This is a genomic window from Pelagibius sp. (assembly GCF_965227505.1).
Taxonomy (GTDB): Bacteria; Pseudomonadota; Alphaproteobacteria; order Kiloniellales; family Kiloniellaceae; genus Pelagibius.
In genome coordinates this window covers 4,499,506-4,516,752 of sequence record NZ_OZ245757.1, presented here as the reverse complement: position 1 = coordinate 4,516,752, position 17,247 = coordinate 4,499,506, and the positions used below count along the sequence as shown (strand labels likewise).

The window sequence follows — 17,247 nt, the reverse complement described above, 5'->3', positions numbered from 1 at the left end:
TCGCAGAAAGTTTGGTAAACGCAGACAGGGGCAATGTCCAGGCAGTGCCGCGGCCGTGCCGGGCTTCCGCCAAGCCTCTGTAATGCGTGCATTTTAACCACATTGTAATCGCTGCCCCATTAGACTGGACAGGGATTCGGGTATTGCCTTAGAATCAAAGGGATTTTCAGGGGGTTTCCGGATCTTTTGGTAAAGAAACCTTCGCGTCGCACCGCAAGGCGCCGAAACTAAAAGCGAGTCCCGATGTTTCGAAAGTTTGCTTTCGCTCTGTTTGCGTTATTGGTGACGGCCGTTTCTGCAGGCCTGCCGAGCGAGAGTGCGCAAGCGCGCTACGCGTCCATCGTTGTCGACGCCGACACGGGACAGGTGCTGCACGCGGTGAATGCGGACACGCGGAACTATCCCGCCTCCCTGACAAAGATGATGACCCTCTACATGGTGTTCGACGCCCTGGAGAAGGGCAAGCTGACACTGGATCAGAAGCTGCCGGTCTCGAAGCGCGCCGCCGGAATGCCGCCGTCCAAGATCGGACTGAAGCGGGGCGAGACGATCAGCGTGCGCAACGCGATTCTGGCGCTGGTGACCAAGTCGGCCAACGACGTCGCCGTTGTCGTCGCCGAGGCGCTGGCGGGCAAGGAGACCACCTTCGCCCAGGTCATGACCAAGCGTGCCCGCACGCTCGGCATGAGCCGCACCACCTTTCGCAACGCCTCGGGCCTGCCCAACCGCGGACAGAAGAGCACGGCCAGGGACATGTCGCGCCTCGCCAAGGCGCTGATGACCGACTTCCCGCAGCACTATCCCTTTTTCGCTGTCTCGAAGTTCACCTATAAGGGCCGCACCTATCGCAGCCACAACAAGCTGTTGAGGTCCTACACGGGCACCGACGGCATCAAGACCGGCTACATCCGGGCCTCGGGCTTCAACCTGGTGTCTTCGGTGGAGCGCCGGAACCGTCGGATCATCGCCGTCGTCTTCGGCGGCAAGACGTCGAAATCGCGCGACCGGCATATGGTCAAGCTGCTCGACCGCGGGTTCAAGAAGCTGGCCTCCCGGGGTGTCAAGAATGTCCCGCAGATCCCGGGCCGCAATCCCTTCCAGGCCCCGGCGGCGACGCTGCAGATTGCCCAGGCGGCACCCGGCACACAGTCGGTCGACCTGACGGTGGTCGGCACCCCCAAGGTCGAGACGCCGAAGATTGAGCCCAAGGCAATCGAAACCGCAGCCGCCGTGCCGCAGCGGACCCGGCCGGTCAAACCGCTGATGCCGTCGTCCCAGGTTGCCGCCGTCGACGGCCTGGAAACGCCCATTCGCGGCGACGAGACGCTGACCAACGATTGGGGCGTGCAGGTCGGCGCGTTCAGCCGTTTCAGTGCCGCGCACAGCAGCGCCAGATCGGCGCTGGCGGAAGCGCCGGTGCCGCTGAGAGGGGCCAAGGTGGCCGTGCGGCGGGTCGACTCGACCAGCCTCGGCACGATCTACCGCTCGCAGCTCACCGGCCTTTACGAAAAACAGGCACGCGACGCCTGTGCCGCGCTGAAGGCCATCGATATCGGCTGCGTTCTGGTGCAGCCGGAAGCCCAGGGCTCGAACTGAGGCCCGGCGTCGAGGCTCCGGGTCCGCCCTTTCCCCCTTCAGACCGGGTTCAAAAAGCCGGCGGCTCCAGGCCGCTGGCTTTCAGCTGATCGCGCAGCCGTGCGGTCAGCCGCTCCAGGTTCGCCTGGTCTCCGGCCTCGCAGCGTGCCACCAGCACATCCTGGGTGTTTGACGCGCGGAGCAGCCACCAGCCGCCGTTTTCGCGCACCCGAACGCCGTCGATGTCGTTGACCTCCGCGCCCTCAGCCTGCAGGCGCTCCTTCACCTCTTCGATCACCGCCTTCTTGCGGTCCTCCGGACAGGGAAAGCGCACCTCCGGCGTGTTGAAGAGCCGCGGCAGGGAATCGCGGAAGTCCGCCAGGCTCTCGCCGCTCTTGTTGATCACCGAGAGCACCCGGATCGCCGCATAGAGCGCGTCGTCGTAGCCGTAGAAATGATCGGCGAAGAAGATGTGGGCGCTCATCTCCCCGGCGAAAGGAGAATCCACCTCCTTCATCTTGGCCTTGATGATCGAGTGGCCGGTCAGCCACATCAGGGGCTCGCCGCCGGCCTCGGCGATGCCGTCGAACAGCATCTGGCTGGCCTTCACGTCGGCGATGATGGTGGCCCCGGGGTGCTGCTTCAGAATATCGCGCGCCAGGTAGAGCATGATCTGGTCGCCCCAGAGAATGCGCGCCTGGGAATCGATGATGCCGATGCGGTCGCCGTCGCCGTCGAAGGCGACACCCAGATCGCAACCCTTGGCCAGCACGGTCTCCTGCAGCTGCTTCAGGTTCTCCGCCACCGTCGGATCGGGGTGATGGGCCGGGAAGGTTCCGTCCACAACCTCGTTCAGCAGGATGTGTTCGCCCGGCAGGCGCGCGGTAACCGCCGCCATCGCCTCGCCCATGGCGCCGTTGCCGGCATCCCAGGCCACCTTGAGACGGCCGTCGCCTTCGAAGTCCTGAACCAGGCGCTCGACATAGGCATCGAAGACCGAGCGCGTCTCGACGCTGCCGCTGCCGCTTTCGTAGTCGCCGGCGGCGGCCAGACGGCCCAGATCCTGAATGTCGGCGCCGAAAAAGGAGGCCTTGTCGAGCAGAAGCTTGAAGCCGTTGTAGTCGGGCGGGTTGTGGGAGCCGGTGATCATCACCCCGCCCTGGACGTCCAGGGTGTAGGCGGCAAAGTAAAGCATCGGGGTCGGGCCGCGGCCGATGTTCACGACATGCAGGCCGCAGTCGCCGAGCCCCTGGATCAGGGCGTCCGCCAGGTCCGGCGAGGAATGGCGGCCATCGTAGCCGACCGCGATCGCCTTGGCGCCGCGCCGCCACGCGACGCTGCCGAAGGCCCGGCCCAGGGCATAGGCGTCGGCGGCAAAGAGCGTCTGGCCGACCACGCCGCGCACATCGTATTCGCGCAGGATGGTGGGATCGAAATCGTGGCGGTCGGCCGCCAGCTGTGTCGACGTGGCTTCAGTCATCCGTCCAGATCCTTCATCCCTCCAGCCCGAGCGCGCTCATCGGCCGGCCAACGGAGGTGTAGTGGAAGCCCGCGGCGACCATGTCGGCGGGCTTATAGATGTTGCGCAGATCGATCATGATGGGCGACTTCATCGCTGCCTTCACGCGTTCCAGGTCCAGCGCGCGGAACTCGTTCCATTCCGTGACAATGACCATGGCATCGGCGCCGCTCATCGCTTCGTAGGCATTCTGGCACCATTGCACGTCCGGCAGAAGGGGGCTGGCCTGTTCCATGCCTTCCGGATCGAAGGCCCTGACCGTGGCGCCGGCGTCCTGAAGGGTCGGAACGATCTCCAGGCTGGGCGCTTCGCGCATGTCATCGGTGTTGGGTTTGAAGGTCAGTCCCAGAACCGCAATGGTCTTGCCCTCCACCGAGCCGCCGCAGGCATCGATCACGCGCCCGGCCATGGCCTTTTTCCGGCGATCGTTGATGTCGGCCACGGTCTCGACGATGCGGACCGGCGAACCGGCCTTCTGCGCGGTGTGGACCAGAGCGACAGTGTCCTTCGGAAAGCAGGAGCCGCCGTAGCCGGGGCCGGGGTGCAGGAACTTGCGCCCGATGCGCCCGTCCAGGCCGATGCCGCGCGCGACATCGTGTACATTGGCCCCGACCTTCTCGCAAAGATCGGCGATCTCGTTGATGAAGGTGATCTTGGTGGCCAGAAAGGCGTTTCCGGCATACTTGGTCAGCTCGGCGGTTTCCAGGGTGGTGAAAAGGATCGGCGTTTCGATCAGGTAGAGCGGGCGGTAGAGCGCGCGCATGACCTCCCGCGCGCGGTCGCTTTCGGCGCCGATGATCACCCGGTCGGGCCGCATGAAGTCGTTGATCGCCGCGCCCTCGCGCAGAAACTCCGGATTGGAGGCGACGTCGAAATCGGCCTTCGGGTTGGCCTCGGCGATGACCTTCTGCACCTGCCGTCCGGTGCCGACCGGGACCGTCGACTTGTCGACCACCACCGTATAGCCCCTCAGGTGCGGGGCCAGTTCGCGGGCGGCTTCGTAGACATAGGTCAGGTCGGCCTCGCCGCCCGTCCGCCCCGTGGGCGTGCCGACCGCGATGAAGACCGCATCGGCTTCGCTGACCGCGGCGGCGAGATCGGTGGTGAAGCTGAGCCGTCCCGCAGAGCGGTTGTTCGCCACCAGCACGTCCAGGCCCGGTTCGAAGATCGGGATTTCTCCCTTCTCGAGCCGGGCGATCTTGTCCGCGTCGTTGTCGACGCAAACGACGTCGGTGCCGAACTCCGAGAAACAGGCGCCGGAAACCAGGCCGACATAGCCGGTTCCGACCATTGCAATACGCATCTTGCGTCCTCCATTGGGACCGGCAGGCCGGCAGAGCCGCCGGCCGCCGCGGATCAGTCAGCAGACCTGAGGGGGTCAGGATACCTTGGCGCTGTAGCGGCTGAGAATTTCCCGCGCCGCCGGGGCGAGGTCCTCGCGCTCCAGAGCATAGGCGAAATTGGCTTCCAGGAAGCCCGCTTTGTTGCCGCAGTCGAAGCGCCGGCCCTCAAAGCGCAGTCCGTGGAAGGGCTGGCGCCCGATGGTCCGCGCCATGGCATCGGTCAGCTGGATCTCGTTGCCGGCCCCGCGTTCCTGGCGGTCGAGCTCGTCGAACACCTCGGGCTGCAGGATGTAGCGCCCGATGATGGAGAGGGTCGAAGGCGCCACGTCGGGGCGCGGCTTTTCCACAAGGCCTTTGGCCTCGGCAAGGCGGCCGTCGTCGGAGACGACGTCCAGGATACCGTAGCGGTTGGTGTGTTCCCGCGGCACATCTTCCACGGCGACCAGATTGCCGCCGACTTTTTCGTAGGCCTCAACCAGCTGGCTGAGGCAACCGGGCTGTCCCAGCACAAGGTCGTCCGGCAGAATGACGGCAAAGGGCTCCCGCCCCACCAGCTTGCGGGCGCACCAGACAGCATGCCCCAGGCCCAGGGCCTCGGGCTGGCGCGTATAACTGATCTTGCCTGCCGTCGCCATCATCGAGCGGGCAAGCTCCAGTTCCGCCGTCTTGCCGCGCGCCTCCAGGGTGGCCATCAGTTCCCAGTGGTGGTCGAAATGGTCTTCGATGGCCGCCTTGCCGCGGCTGGTGACGAAGATGATCTCCTCGATTCCCGCCGCGCGCGCTTCCTCGACGCCGTACTGGATCAGCGGCTTGTCGACGACCGGCAACATCTCTTTGGGGATAGCCTTGGTGGCAGGCAGGAAGCGCGTGCCGAGACCGCCGACGGGAAGAACCGCCTTGCGAATGGAACCTTGCATCGGGACGAAAACCTCGCGTGTCGGTGTCGTGAAGGCGCGGCTGTATTGCCACAGGGACTAGCAGGCGACAAGTGACACAATTGGCCCCGAGAGGCGGACCGGTGGCCGGCATCCCGGCGGCTCATGTGCTTAGCAACAAATCCTTGGCTTCATTCAGCTTGGCTGCAAGATAGTTGGATCCGCCATGATCCGGGTGGATTTTCTGCATCAGCCGGCGGTGCGCCTCGCGGATCTGCACCGCGCTGGCGCCCTCCTCCAAGCCCAGGATCTCCAGGGCCTCCTCCCGGCTCATCGGCCCGTTGGCGGCTGTCCCGGCCCGCTCCCCCTCTCCGCCTGCGGTTCCACCGGCGCTCTCCTGGCCGCGCCAATCCTCCTGGTGATTGCGGTCGATAAAGGCCTCCAACACAGACGCGGACTCCTCGTCCTCTGCGCGATAGTCCTCCAGCAGCGTGAGGAGATCCGCCAGGGAGAGCTGGGAGAGCCACATGCCCATGAAGCGGCCGTCCAGGATCTCGCCGTCCATCCGTCCGGTATCGTGATCCAGGGCCATATGCAGGAAGCGTGTGCGCACCTCCGAGGCCTGCCCCGGGCTGGGCCCGTGCATCGCCTGCGCCTGCTGGCGCGCCGCCTTCAGCACCCGGCGCATGAAGACCAGGGCTACGAGCAGCATCATCAGCAGGGAGATACGCCCGCTGATCACCAGCAACAGCGCCAGACCGCCCAGGAAGACCGCGCCGGCGATCTTCGCAACCGTGGCAACGCGTCTCGGGTCGGCGTCGACGAACCAGCGCGCGAAGAAGAGTGCGCCGACCAGAAGAGCGATCCCCAGGAGAAAATACGGCATGAACGAAAACCGCTACTTGATCTGATGGGTCAGCTGCGGAACCAGGCCACCGGCCTTGCGGCTGTAGTCGGCCAGGGCGCGGCGGCCGCCGGCGGCGAAAACCGCCACGGCGGAGAGCAGATCCCGAAGCTGCTGTGCGCTGCGCGCATCGAAGGTGCAAAAGGCGCCGCCGCTGAGGCGGGCAATCTGCTGAAAAGCCTTGCGGGAGACCGGATCACTGCCTTCGTGGAACATGAAGCAGGGCACACCCAGCAGACCCAGTTCGCCGGCCAGGTGACCAAGGTGGTCGATGTCCTCCTCCATGGCGTCGCCGACGAAGACCAGGGCCGAGACCTTTCTGGTCTTGGTCTCCTTGACCGCCCGCTGCAGAACCTTGCCGATCTGGGTGCGCCCGGCCAGGCAGAACACGCTGGTCATGAAGCGCAGCAGCTCCGAGGAGCGGCCAACCCAGGGGCTGGCTTTGCACTCGCCAAACCCGCGGTAATAGATCAACTGCACCTCGAGGCCGCCAAGGGTCTCGGTCTCCTTGAACATCTCGGCCTGAAGATGCGAGGCCTGATCCCAGGTCGGCTCCCGGCTCGCGGTGGCGTCCATGGCAAAGATCAGCCGCCCGCGCGCCTCAGAGCTGGGCGGCGGGGTGGCCGAAACCTTGCGCAGAAAGGCATCGACCTCCGACCCAGTCGATACCTTCGGCAGTTTTGGGTCCTTTGCCATTCTTCCTCAGCGCTTTCCGAACCGGCGGTGCTGGGGCCTTGAGGCGGCCAAGCACGCCCTTGTTACCTAGTGTCGCGCGGAGATTTTGCCAATCCGGGCAATATCCTGTCCCGCCTGGGCGGGCAATTCAATGCCCGCTTCCAAAGTCCTGCGTCTAGGCCGGTTTCAGCCAGACCGCCGTATCGTGGAACACGGCGCCCCCCGCCGGCGGACCGGGATCGGCGGAGATCAGCAGGTTGATCCCCCTTCCCTCCTCGAAGGCGCTGTTCGGCCAGATACTCTCCACCACGACCACATCGGGCTGCAGGCCGTCAAAGACCTCCACGGCGATCACCAGGGATCCCAGGTCGTTGCCGATGCGCAGGCGACCGCCGTTCTCCACACCCAGGGCCTTTGCCGCGGTGGGATGGACCAGAATGGTCGGCCTGTCTTCACGTTTTTGCGAGCCCGGCGTCTCGGTGAAGCTGGTGTTCAGGAAAGACCGCGCCGGCGCGGCGACCAGACGGAAGGGGTGTTGCGCCGTTGCCCGGTCGTAGCTCTCGCTGTGCCCGGGCAGGGGCGGCATGGCGGCGAAGTCCGGACCATAGGCCGCCCAATCGGCCTTGAAATGGAAGCGCCCGTCGTCGTGGCCGAAGCCGTTCAGAAAGTGCATATCCTCGTACGACATGGCGCAATCATGCCAGTGGGCTGCGTGTATGGTTTCGGCATCAGGCAGGCCCGAGGCCTTCAACGTCTCGTCGATGAGGTCCCAGGCGCTGAGCGTGAAACCGCGGTGCTCCGCCCCCAGCCGCCCGGCCAGGGCGCAGATGACCTCATGATTGCTGCGGCAGGCGGCCAGCGGCTCGATCACCGCCTTGGTGACCTGCAGGTAGGTGTGGCCGCCGGCGACATAGACGTCGTCGTGCTCCAGAAAGGTGGTGGCCGGCAACACGATGTCGGCCATGGCCGCGGTTTCGGTCATGAACTGCTCGTGCACGCAGGTGAAGAGATCGTCGCGGGCAAAGCCTTGCGCGACCTTGCCGCTTTCCGGGCAGACCACCACCGGATTGGTGTTCTGGATGAACAGCGCGGTCACCGGCGGGCCGTCGCCGAGATCGCGGCGGTCACCGGCCAGGATCGGCCCGATGCGGGACTGATCCAGCATCCGGATGCCCTTGTCGCGGACGTCCAGGCCCTGGATCAGGGTCTCGTCGAGGCCGTAGACGCCGGACTGGCCCTGCATGGCTCCGCCGCCCCGGTGCTGCCAGGCCCCGGTCACCGTCGGCAGGCAGGTGACGGCATGAACGTTGCCGGCGCCGTTGCGCGCGCGCGAGAACCCGTAGCCGACGCGGATGTAGCTGCGCTTCGTGGCGCCGTAGAGACGGGCGAAGTCGCGGATCTCCTGCGCCGACAGGCCGGTGATCTCCGCCGCCCAGTGCGGCGTGCAGGCGGCAAAGTGGGCCTCGAGTTCCGCGTCCCAGTCGCTGTAGGCGTCCATGTAGGCCCGGTCTGCGTAGCCTTCGGCCAGCAGCACGGAAATCACCGCTGCGGCCAGCGCCCCGTCGGTCCCCGGCTTCAGCGCCAGATGCAGGTCCGCCTGCTCTGCCGTGCCTGTGCGGTAGGGGTCGACGACCACCAGCTTCGCCCCCCGCGCCTTGCGGGCCCGGGCGATGTGGGTCATCACGTTCACCTGGGTGCTCACCGGGTTGCCGCCCCAGACGACGATCAGATCGGACTCGGCCATCTCCCGCGCGTCCACCCCGCGTCTCACTCCGCAGGCGGCCTTCCAGCCGGTGGCCACCAATGTCGTGCAGATGGTCGAGTGCTGGCCTGAGTAGCGCCTGGCATGACGCAGCCGCTCGATGCCGTCGCGCTGTACGAGACCCATGGTGCCGGCATAGAAGTAGGGCCAGACGGCCTCGCTGCCGTGGCGCTGCTCGGCCTTCAACAGGCCTTCGGCCACGGCGTCCAGGGCCGCTTCCCAGGAGATCGGCTTGAAGGCCGAAATCCCCTCCCCCTTGGCCCCGACCCGGCGCAGCGGGTAGGTCAGCCGGTCCGGATGGTGCACCCGTTCGGCATAGCGCGCCACCTTGGCGCAGACGACGCCGGCGGTGTAGTCGTTGCCGCGGGCCCCGCGCACCTTGCCGATCTTGGTCTCCGACAGCCTCTCCACCTCCAGGGCGCAGACACTGGGACAGTCGTGCGGGCAGGCGGAGTGAAGGATTTCCGGTGCGTTCGAAGCGTCGAGAGGCATGCCTTACAACTTGCTCACAGCATGAAAGGCCCTGACTTTACAGAGCCGCCGAGGGACCGGCAATGTGAAGCTAAACAAAAACTTAAGAATGAATTTATAGGCTTTTAGGCGCGTTTTGAGACGATGGCTCCGATTGGGGGACCGCTCCGTGAAACCAATTGTCAATGGAGCGGCGGCTAGGCTGGTCGCAGCACAGTGAAGGAGCCTGCGATCGTGGCCTTGACCGAGACCCTCATCCCCGCACCGGACGCGGGCCAGCAAGCGATGCGAGAGGTCTGTGGCTGCCCTCTTTGCGCTGGCGATGCGCAGGAGGCGACGCCTTATGCCGCCGACGGCTTCGCGGTCGTGCGCTGCGGCGCCTGCCGCCTCTGGTATCTGTCGCCGCGGCTGCCGGAAGCGGCGATGGCCGAGGTGTATCGCAGCAACACCTACTTTGACGGCGGCGGCGCCGGCTACGAGCGTTACGATGACCAGGCGGTCAGTCTACGCCTGACCTTTCGCAGGCTCTTGCGAGAGATGGCGCGGCGCCAGCTGACAGGCGGTTCGCTGTTGGAGGTTGGCTGCGGTTACGGCTTTCTTCTGGAGGAAGCGGCGCCCTACTTCAGCACGCGGGAGGGCAGTGAGTACTCTCCGACTGCTGCGGCCCGGGCGGCAGAGGTCGCTGACCGCGTATACTCCGGGGGTCTCGACGCAGTTCCCGAAGACCGCCGGTTTGACTGCATCGTCGCCTGCCACGTCATCGAGCATGTTTACGAGCCCGTGGCCTTTGTGAAGCAGATCTTCCGGCACCTGAAACCGGGTGGGCACTGCATTCTGGCAGCCCCGGACATGGGCGGGGCCTGGCGCAAGCTGATGGGCCGCCGCTGGCCGTTGTTCAAGTATCCCGAACATGTGGTGTTCTACGATGCCGACAGTCTGCATCGGCTGATGCAGAACTGCGGCCTCACGCAGCTCACCCGCCTGCCCTACCCCCACGCCTTCCCCTTGGCTGAGGTCTGCCGGAAGCTCGCTCTGCCCAGCCCCAGGGCTTTCGAGACGATCAACATCTGGTTGCCCGGCACCACCATCGCCTATTCCGGCTCGCGCCCGGTGGAGGACGGGGCGTAACCGCACCGCCCGCCCTCTCCGCGGCCTTTCCTGCTTGAAGCAGGCCCGGGTTTGACGGGCTTGCCCGGACCAATCCCACAATGCAGTGAAACCGCTTCAGGGCCGGCCCTGGCGCCAGCACGCTCTAGCGCGCGTGGGCCAACCAAAGAGGCAGGCCCGGCAGCCCCGCCAGGATCGACGCCAGGCCGAAGAGCACCGAGAGGGCCACCGCCTGGTCGGCGCCAAGCCCGACCGCGGCCAGCATGGCGATGCTGGCGCCCTCGCGCACGCCCCAGCCGGCGAAGGAGATCGGCAGGAAAGTAATCAGGATGATCCCCGGGACCACCGCCGTGGCCGCCGCCAGCGAAAGCGGCAGCCCGAGCCCGCCGGCGAGGGCGTAGAAGGTGAGAATGGAACAGAACTGCGCCACGGCAGACAGCGCCAGCAGGACAAGGGAGAGGCGCGGCGCCAGGAGCACCCGTCGCGCATCGGCCGCCATGGTTGCCAGCAGACGCAGGCCCGGTCCCACCAAAGGCAATCCCTGCAGCCCGGGCGGCAGCCGGTCCAGAAGACAGAGGACCGCGAGGCCCACAAGGAGAATCGGCAGGCAGGCCAGCAGGACATAGCCCAGAGCCGGCGGCGAGAGCGCTTCCCCAAGCCACACCACGCCGCCGGCCACCATCAGGACAAGGGCGATGAGCCCGGTGATGCGCTCCAGCATCACGCCGATAAAGGCGCGTTGGGCCGGTACGCCGTAGCGGCTGAGCTGCCAGATGCGCACTGCATCGCCGCCGACCGAGGTGGGCAGCATCTGGGTGAAGAAGCTGCCGACGAACATCAGGCCGAGAATGCGCGCGAAAGGCTGGCGGGGTCCGATCGCGCCGATCACGAGTTGCCAGCGCAGCGCCGAGACCACGGCAATGGCGGCAAGGCTCGCCACCGCCGCCGCGGCGCCGGCCGGAGAGAGCCCCAGGACCAGACCGCCGACGGTCTTCACATCGATGCTGCCGGCGACCAGCGCCAGCAGCGCCAGCGAAACCGCCAGCTTTGCCAGAAGCGCGAGCCGGCGCCGCAGCGCCGACGAAGCCGGTCTCTGTATGACGGCCGAGGACATGGACCCCTTCTCTGTGGTGGCCTAGCCGCCCCATGATGCCGTCCCAGTGGTAAACAAATCTTCAGGATTGGGGCCGGACCGCCCTCAGGCGAGAAGCGCCAGGCTACGGGCCAGATTTGCCCGCGCCGGGGCCTCGAAGCGGGCCGCGAAGTGGTCCGAGAAATAGAGCCTCTCACGGGCCAGGAAGCCCTCCAAGATCCGGCGGCGACCGGCGCCGAAGACCGCTGCGTCGACATGGCCGTACTCGCGCCGGATGGCGGCCTCATAGGCCTCGAATTCTGCCTGCCCGGCAGCCAGGATCGAGAGATCCATATCGAGAAACAGCCTTGCATCCTCCAGCCGACCGCCAGTCATACCCTCCTCAATCAGACCCTCCGGCAGGCGATGGGCCGCCGTCGCCTCCACCAACTGCGCGGCAGCCTCCAGACTCCGGGGTGGCAAGACCCCGGCGCAGGCCTGGCGCAGCAGCGCGGCGCTCCGTGCCTCATTGTCGCTTGCCCGCGGATCGTAGACGGCGTCGTGATAGTAGAGCGCCGCTTCGACGGCCGCCGGGTCGCAAAGCTGCGCGCGCACTTCGGCAAAGAGCGAAAGCAAGGCTTCGATGTGAGCCCAGGTATGATAGTGACGCTGCGGCTCGCCGTAGCGCTGGCGCAGATCGGCGAGCAGAGCAGTCGGCAAAAGACCGCTCATGCGGCGCGCCCGGCCGGCTCAGCCCTTGCGGGCCCGCATGGCCTCCCAGTCCGCATCGCTGAGCGCCTCCATAAGGCTGAACTGGCCTGCCCCCTTCAGCCACTCGCCGCCGTCGATGGTGACCACCTCCCCGGTAACGTAGCCGGACTGATCGGCCAGCAGATAGGCTGCGAGGTTGGCCAGTTCGATGTGCTCGCCGACGCGGCCCAGGGGGATCTTGTTCTTCCAGGCGGCGTCCAGTTCCGGATTGGGCACCAGGCGGTCCCAGGCGCCCTTGGTCGGGAACGGCCCGGGGGCGATAGCGTTCAGGCGGATGCCCCGGCGCCCCCACTCCACCGCCAGGGAACGGGTCATGGCCAGCACGCCCGCCTTGGCCATGGCCGAGGGCACGACGTAGGGCGAACCGGTCCAGGCGTAGGTGGTGACGATGGAGAGCACGTTGCCGAGGTGCTGCGCCTCCAGCCAGCGCTTGCCGCAGGCCAGGGTCACGTAGGCCGTACCATGCAGGACGATGGAGAGCACGGCATCCAGCGCACGCGGCGACAGGCTCTCGGTCTTGGCGAGGAAGTTTCCCGCGGCGTTGTTCACCAGCGCATCGAGCGGCGCCTCGGCCCAGGCCGCTTCCACCATCGCCTCCACCGCCGCGGCATCGCGCAGATCGCAGGGCAGCGCCAGGGTACGGCCCGGATGCGTCTCGTCGAACGCGGCCTGGGTTTCCTCCAGCACCGCCTCCCGACGTCCGCAGATGACGATCTTCGCGCCAAGTTCCAGGCAGCGCCTGCCCATGGCCTTGCCCAGGCCCGTGCCGCCCCCGGTGATCAGGATGCGCTTGTCTTGAAGCAGATCGCTTTGAAACATCTCAGAAGCCTTTCTTGTGCCGGTGCCGGACGGCGGCGGGGCGGAGCGGTACCGCGAGGGCGCGAGTCTGGCTATGCTAGCGGGCCAAAGACCAGAAGCAAGATTCGGCAGGGAGAGACCGAGAGGCGATGCTTGAGCGAGCCCCCAGCTACGAGGCGCTGTACGAGGACTTCCGCTGGCGGGTGCCGGAGCGCTACAACATCGCCGTCGATGCCTGCGACAAGTGGGCGGCGGAAGATCGGCCCGCCCTGATCGAGGTAGGGGCGGACGGTCGGGAGCAGCGCTATTCCTTCCGTGACCTCAGCCATCTGTCCAACCGCCTCGCCAACGCCCTGGAGGCGCAGGGGCTCGTCCGGGGCGACCGCATCGCCGTGCTGCTGTCCCAGGGCGTGGAAACCGCCGTCGCCCACCTGGCGGTCTACAAGATGGGCGCCATCGCGGTGCCCCTCTTCACCCTCTTCGGCGAGGAGGCCCTGGAGTACCGGTTGGACAATGCCGGCGCCGCGGCGGTGATCACGGATGCGGCGGGCCTGGGCAAGCTGTCCCCCCTGCGCGAGCGCCTGCCCGCCCTCAAGACCCTCATCTCCGTTGATGGCCCTGGCGATAGCCCGGGGGAGAGCGCGCTGGACTGGCAGGCGCTTCTGGACAAGGCTTCGGACCGCTACCGGCCCGCCGACACCCTGGCCGACGACCCGGCGCTGATCATCTACACCTCCGGCACCACCGGGCCGCCCAAGGGCGCGCTGCACGCCCACCGGGTGCTGCTCGGCCACCTGCCCGGGGTCGAACTGCCGCAGAACTTCTTCCCCCAGGCCGGCGACCTGTTCTGGACGCCGGCGGACTGGGCCTGGATCGGCGGCCTGCTGGACGTGCTGCTGCCGGCCTGGCACCACGGCGTGCCGGTTCTGGCCCACCGCTTCGCCAAATTCGACCCGGAAGAGGCCTTCCGCCTGATGGCCGGCCATGAGGTCCGCAACGCCTTTCTGCCGCCCACCGCGCTGAAGATGCTGCGCCAGGTGGAGCGCCCGCAGAATCGCTGGAACTATCGCCTGCGGTCGATCGGCAGCGGCGGGGAGACCCTGGGGGCCGGTCTGCTCGACTGGGCGCTGGAGACCTTCGGCATCACGGTGAACGAGTTCTATGGCCAGACCGAGTGCAACCTGGTGGTCGCGAACTGCGCCGACCTGATGACCGTCAAACCCGGCAGCATGGGCCGTCCGGTGCCCGGCCATCGGGTCGCCATCGTCGACGAGAACGGCAAAGCGCTGCCACCCGGGGCGGAGGGCAGCGTGGCGGTGAGGCGGCCCGACCCGGTGATGTTTCTGGAGTACTGGCGTAACCCGGAAGCCACAGCAGCCAAGTTCCGCGGCGACTGGCTGGTGACCGGCGACATGGGCGCGATGGACGAGGACGGCTATCTGCACTTCGTCGGGCGCGACGACGACGTCATCACATCGGGCGGTTATCGCATCGGCCCGGGCGAAATCGAGGACTGTCTGCTGAAGCATCCGGCCGTCGCCATGGCCGCCGCCGTCGGCGTGCCCGATCCGCTTCGCACCGAGCGGGTGAAGGCCTTCATTGTGCTGAAGTGCGGCGAGGACTACGGCAGCGAAGAGGCGCGTAGCGCGCTGGCCCGGGAGATCCAGGACTTCGTGAAGACCAGGCTTGCCGCACATGAGTACCCGCGCGACGTCGCCTTCGTCGATGCCCTGCCCATGACCGCCACCGGCAAGGTCATCCGCAAGGCGCTGCGCGAAGGGGACAACGCGGCAAGCGATTGAGCGCTTGGGTTCTAACGGTTCGGGCGCGTGGTCAGAACCGCCTGCACCTCGGCGCGCGGCGACTTAGAGGTGATCAGCACCACCTCGTAGAGGATACGACCGTCGCTGGAGCGGTAGGTCTCCTCGCGCTGATCGATGCTGCGCACGAACTCCCGCCGGTCGCCGACCTTGTCCAGCGGCAGGTTCTTGCGGCGCACGTACTCTGAAAACACCAGGGAGACCTGGTCGGCGCTGGCCTGCTGGGCCATCACCGTGCAGGTGTCGTCGTTGAAAAGCACGAGCGCGAAGAGGCCGGAGTCGTTGGCCGCCGACCACACATCGCCGCGCCTGCCGTCCAGAAAGGCCTGGGCCTGCCGCGGCGCAAACTTGCGCAGCTGCGGCGTCTCGTCGATCCAGGCACGCAGATCTCCTGAATCCTCGACGTATCTCAGGCAGGACTGAACGAACAGCCCCACCGCCTCGCGGGCCTGGTCGGCCGCGGCGGGCGAGGCCAGCGGGAAGGCTGCAAGGGCCGTCAGGAGAGTCGCGGCGAAAACCCCACGGAACCGCACGCAAAAACCACAAGTCATAGACGACATCCTATAAACACGCACCTGATGTCGGGCGCTGCGCCAAAGCACCGCGCCTTGTTCGGCCCGCGACCCTAACAGTTCGGACCCTGCGGACCAAGGTGCTCTGGACCAAAGCACCGAGACGCGCTAAGCAGCCTGCCTGCACTTTGCCCGCTTCACTGTCCCGCGCCGAGGCCCTCAGACCATGACCAAGGTTATCGACTACTATCTCACCGTGATCTCGCCCTGGACCTACCTCGGCAGCCAGCGCTTCGCGGAGATCGCGCAAAAACACCGCGCAGAGGTTCGCGTCACCCCGATCAACTTCGGCACGGTCTTTCCGCGCACAGGCGGCCTGCCGCTGGCGAAGCGGGCCCCGGAACGTCAGGCCTACCGAATGGTCGAGCTGAAGCGCTGGCGGGCCTATCTTGGCGTCGAGATCAATCTGGAGCCCGCTTTTTTCCCGGCGCCGGAGACCACCGCCGCCTGCATGGTGATCGCCGCCGGCCAGGGCGGCGGACGGCCGCTGGAACTGGCCCAGGCCTTCGGCCGCGCGGTCTGGGAGCAGAACCGCAACATCGCCGAGGTCGGCACCTGCGAGGCCATCGCCGCGGAGACCGGCCACCATGCCCTCGACCTGCTGGCCAAGGCCCTGGACCCGGCGGTGCGGCAACGCTATGCCGAGCAGACCGAGGCGGCCATCGCACGCGGCGTCTTCGGCGCCCCGACCTACGTTTACAAGGACGAGATTTTCTGGGGCCAGGACCGGCTGGAGTTTCTCGACCGGGCGCTGGCGGGTTAATCCGCGAAGCTTCCAACGGCAAAGGGGCCCCGAAGGGCCCCTTTCCGACGGTTCCGACCTTTCGGTCCTTTAGGCTTCGAGGTCGAGGCTTTCCGCCTCCTCCTGAACCGTTGCATCGTCACTGCTGCCGCCTTCCAGGCTGGAAATCCTGATCTGGGCATCCAGAAGCAGGCGGGTAATGGTCTCGCCCTGGTCGTTGGTGGTGCGGGTCACCGAGTAGATCGCCAGACGGGTCTGGAAGTCGACCGCGTCTTCCGCCAGCCGCTCGCGCACCTCGGCCAGTGTTTCCTTCAGCGGGCCGGAGACAGCGGCAAGACCGTCGCCGTCATCGTCGCCTTCGGCTATTTCGTCATCGCCCGCCGCCACGGCCTTGGCCGCACCCTGGACCCCGGCGTCGTCGTTCGCCGGAACGCCGCTGTTCAGAATCTTCTCGGCCAGCGCCGTCGGGTCGCCCAGGTTCTCCGGATCGATCACCATGATCGGAGCTTGTCCGCCGGAGGTGCCGCTGCCGATCCGGATATCCTGCTCAAAGGAAAGGCTCGCCATGGAGACGGAGACCTCGCCGGTGTCCTGGTTCACTTCAATCGAAAGAGACTTGGCGACCATGGAGGTCGATTGACTGAAGTTGGAGCCCGAAATCGCGGTCACCTGGCTGAAGGCGGCGAAGCTCAGCTCCGCCGTGAAGTTCATGCCCTCCTTCAAGGCGGTGAGCACCGGCTCGACGAAGGCCTTGGTGAATTCCTGGACCGATTCTGAATCGAATCCGAAGGCCTTCAGCACCTGGCCGAGATCGCGGCGCATGGTCTCCAGCGCCTTGCGCACGAAACCGCCGGCCTCTCCCAGCAGGGACTTGCTTTCGGTTTCCGCAGCCGCGCCCTCGCCGACGCTTTCGGTGCCGTCGACGGCCTGGGCCTCAGGCGAGAGGCGGATCGGATCGCGCCCGGTGGTCGCCGGGTTGTCGAGAAAGGCCTGCCGGCCCTGGCCGCCCAGCGCCTCTGGCGTGCGGCCGAATATCCCTGGCAGGTCGAGCAGTGCGGAGATCATCGAAGCTCCTCCTGAGACGGCGCGCCGGGGCCCTTTGCCACTCCGGCCGGGCGGGTTCACCTACCCGCCACTGCGCCTGCAAATTTCGCATTGGTTTGGATTTTAGGGATCAAGGGTGAAGGAAGTCTTAGTTCCCATTGCCGCCGGGCCCCGGGCCCAGCGGCCCTGCTGGCCTG

15 protein-coding genes are annotated in these 17,247 nt (G+C 66.6%); 4 read left to right on the top strand and 11 right to left on the bottom strand.

The genetic code is table 11. From position 1 onward, the window contains the following. Positions 1 to 243: 243 nt before the first annotated feature. Positions 244 to 1,596: a D-alanyl-D-alanine carboxypeptidase family protein gene (locus ACO06P_RS21280; protein WP_420347235.1), complete on the top strand. Its 1,353-nt coding sequence runs from the start codon at positions 244 to 246 to the stop codon at positions 1,594 to 1,596. A 49-nt stretch (positions 1,597 to 1,645) separates the two neighbouring features. On the opposite strand, the gene pgmG is transcribed toward ACO06P_RS21280, so the two are convergent. The 6 genes from pgmG to ACO06P_RS21250 all read right to left on the bottom strand — a co-directional run bounded on the left by pgmG (position 1,646) and on the right by ACO06P_RS21250 (position 9,145). Continuing rightward, positions 1,646 to 3,055, bottom strand: a complete 1,410-nt coding sequence (pgmG, locus tag ACO06P_RS21275) for a phosphoglucomutase/phosphomannomutase PgmG (protein WP_420347234.1) — start codon at positions 3,053 to 3,055, stop codon at positions 1,646 to 1,648. A gap of 13 nt (positions 3,056 to 3,068) precedes the next feature. Continuing rightward, a complete protein-coding gene (locus tag ACO06P_RS21270) occupies positions 3,069 to 4,397 on the bottom strand; it encodes a UDP-glucose dehydrogenase family protein (RefSeq protein WP_420347233.1) in 1,329 nt (442 codons plus the stop codon). A 75-nt stretch (positions 4,398 to 4,472) separates the two neighbouring features. After that, on the bottom strand, positions 4,473 to 5,354 hold the full coding sequence (galU, locus tag ACO06P_RS21265; protein WP_420347232.1) for a UTP--glucose-1-phosphate uridylyltransferase GalU: 882 nt from the start codon (positions 5,352 to 5,354) through the stop codon (positions 4,473 to 4,475). A 121-nt stretch (positions 5,355 to 5,475) separates the two neighbouring features. Continuing rightward, positions 5,476 to 6,198 (bottom strand): hypothetical protein, encoded by a 723-nt coding sequence (locus ACO06P_RS21260; protein ID WP_420347231.1) that lies wholly within the window; start codon positions 6,196 to 6,198, stop codon positions 5,476 to 5,478. Between the two features lie 12 nt (positions 6,199 to 6,210). After that, a complete protein-coding gene (locus tag ACO06P_RS21255; RefSeq protein WP_420347230.1) occupies positions 6,211 to 6,912 on the bottom strand; it encodes a VWA domain-containing protein in 702 nt (233 codons plus the stop codon). Positions 6,913 to 7,066: 154 nt separating this feature from the next. Beyond that, positions 7,067 to 9,145: a molybdopterin-dependent oxidoreductase gene (locus tag ACO06P_RS21250; RefSeq protein ID WP_420347229.1), complete on the bottom strand. Its 2,079-nt coding sequence runs from the start codon at positions 9,143 to 9,145 to the stop codon at positions 7,067 to 7,069. Positions 9,146 to 9,358: 213 nt separating this feature from the next. Here ACO06P_RS21250 and ACO06P_RS21245 point away from each other — a divergent pair, with 213 nt between their 5' ends. After that, positions 9,359 to 10,252: a class I SAM-dependent methyltransferase gene (locus tag ACO06P_RS21245; RefSeq protein ID WP_420347228.1), complete on the top strand. Its 894-nt coding sequence runs from the start codon at positions 9,359 to 9,361 to the stop codon at positions 10,250 to 10,252. A 124-nt stretch (positions 10,253 to 10,376) separates the two neighbouring features. Here ACO06P_RS21245 and ACO06P_RS21240 read toward each other — a convergent pair whose 3' ends face one another. The 3 genes from ACO06P_RS21240 to ACO06P_RS21230 all read right to left on the bottom strand — a co-directional run bounded on the left by ACO06P_RS21240 (position 10,377) and on the right by ACO06P_RS21230 (position 12,893). Continuing rightward, complete coding sequence (locus tag ACO06P_RS21240) at positions 10,377 to 11,345, bottom strand: lysylphosphatidylglycerol synthase transmembrane domain-containing protein (protein WP_420347227.1); 969 nt, start codon at positions 11,343 to 11,345, stop codon at positions 10,377 to 10,379. Positions 11,346 to 11,429: 84 nt separating this feature from the next. Beyond that, complete coding sequence (locus ACO06P_RS21235; RefSeq protein WP_420347226.1) at positions 11,430 to 12,035, bottom strand: hypothetical protein; 606 nt, start codon at positions 12,033 to 12,035, stop codon at positions 11,430 to 11,432. An 18-nt stretch (positions 12,036 to 12,053) separates the two neighbouring features. Continuing rightward, entirely contained in the window at positions 12,054 to 12,893 is an 840-nt protein-coding gene (locus ACO06P_RS21230) for an SDR family oxidoreductase (RefSeq protein WP_420347225.1), read from the bottom strand. Between the two features lie 128 nt (positions 12,894 to 13,021). Here ACO06P_RS21230 and ACO06P_RS21225 point away from each other — a divergent pair, with 128 nt between their 5' ends. Continuing rightward, positions 13,022 to 14,674, top strand: a complete 1,653-nt coding sequence (locus ACO06P_RS21225; RefSeq protein ID WP_420347224.1) for an acyl-CoA synthetase — start codon at positions 13,022 to 13,024, stop codon at positions 14,672 to 14,674. An 11-nt stretch (positions 14,675 to 14,685) separates the two neighbouring features. Here ACO06P_RS21225 and ACO06P_RS21220 read toward each other — a convergent pair whose 3' ends face one another. Next, the gene (locus tag ACO06P_RS21220) at positions 14,686 to 15,243 is read right to left on the bottom strand and encodes an NMCC_0638 family (lipo)protein (protein ID WP_420347223.1); all 558 of its coding nucleotides are present in this window, start codon (positions 15,241 to 15,243) and stop codon (positions 14,686 to 14,688) included. A 187-nt stretch (positions 15,244 to 15,430) separates the two neighbouring features. Here ACO06P_RS21220 and ACO06P_RS21215 point away from each other — a divergent pair, with 187 nt between their 5' ends. Next, on the top strand, positions 15,431 to 16,027 hold the full coding sequence (locus tag ACO06P_RS21215; protein ID WP_420347222.1) for a 2-hydroxychromene-2-carboxylate isomerase: 597 nt from the start codon (positions 15,431 to 15,433) through the stop codon (positions 16,025 to 16,027). A gap of 69 nt (positions 16,028 to 16,096) precedes the next feature. Here ACO06P_RS21215 and ACO06P_RS21210 read toward each other — a convergent pair whose 3' ends face one another. Then, positions 16,097 to 17,071, bottom strand: coding sequence for a hypothetical protein (locus ACO06P_RS21210; protein WP_420347221.1), 975 nt, complete (start codon positions 17,069 to 17,071; stop codon positions 16,097 to 16,099). Positions 17,072 to 17,247 lie beyond the last annotated feature (176 nt).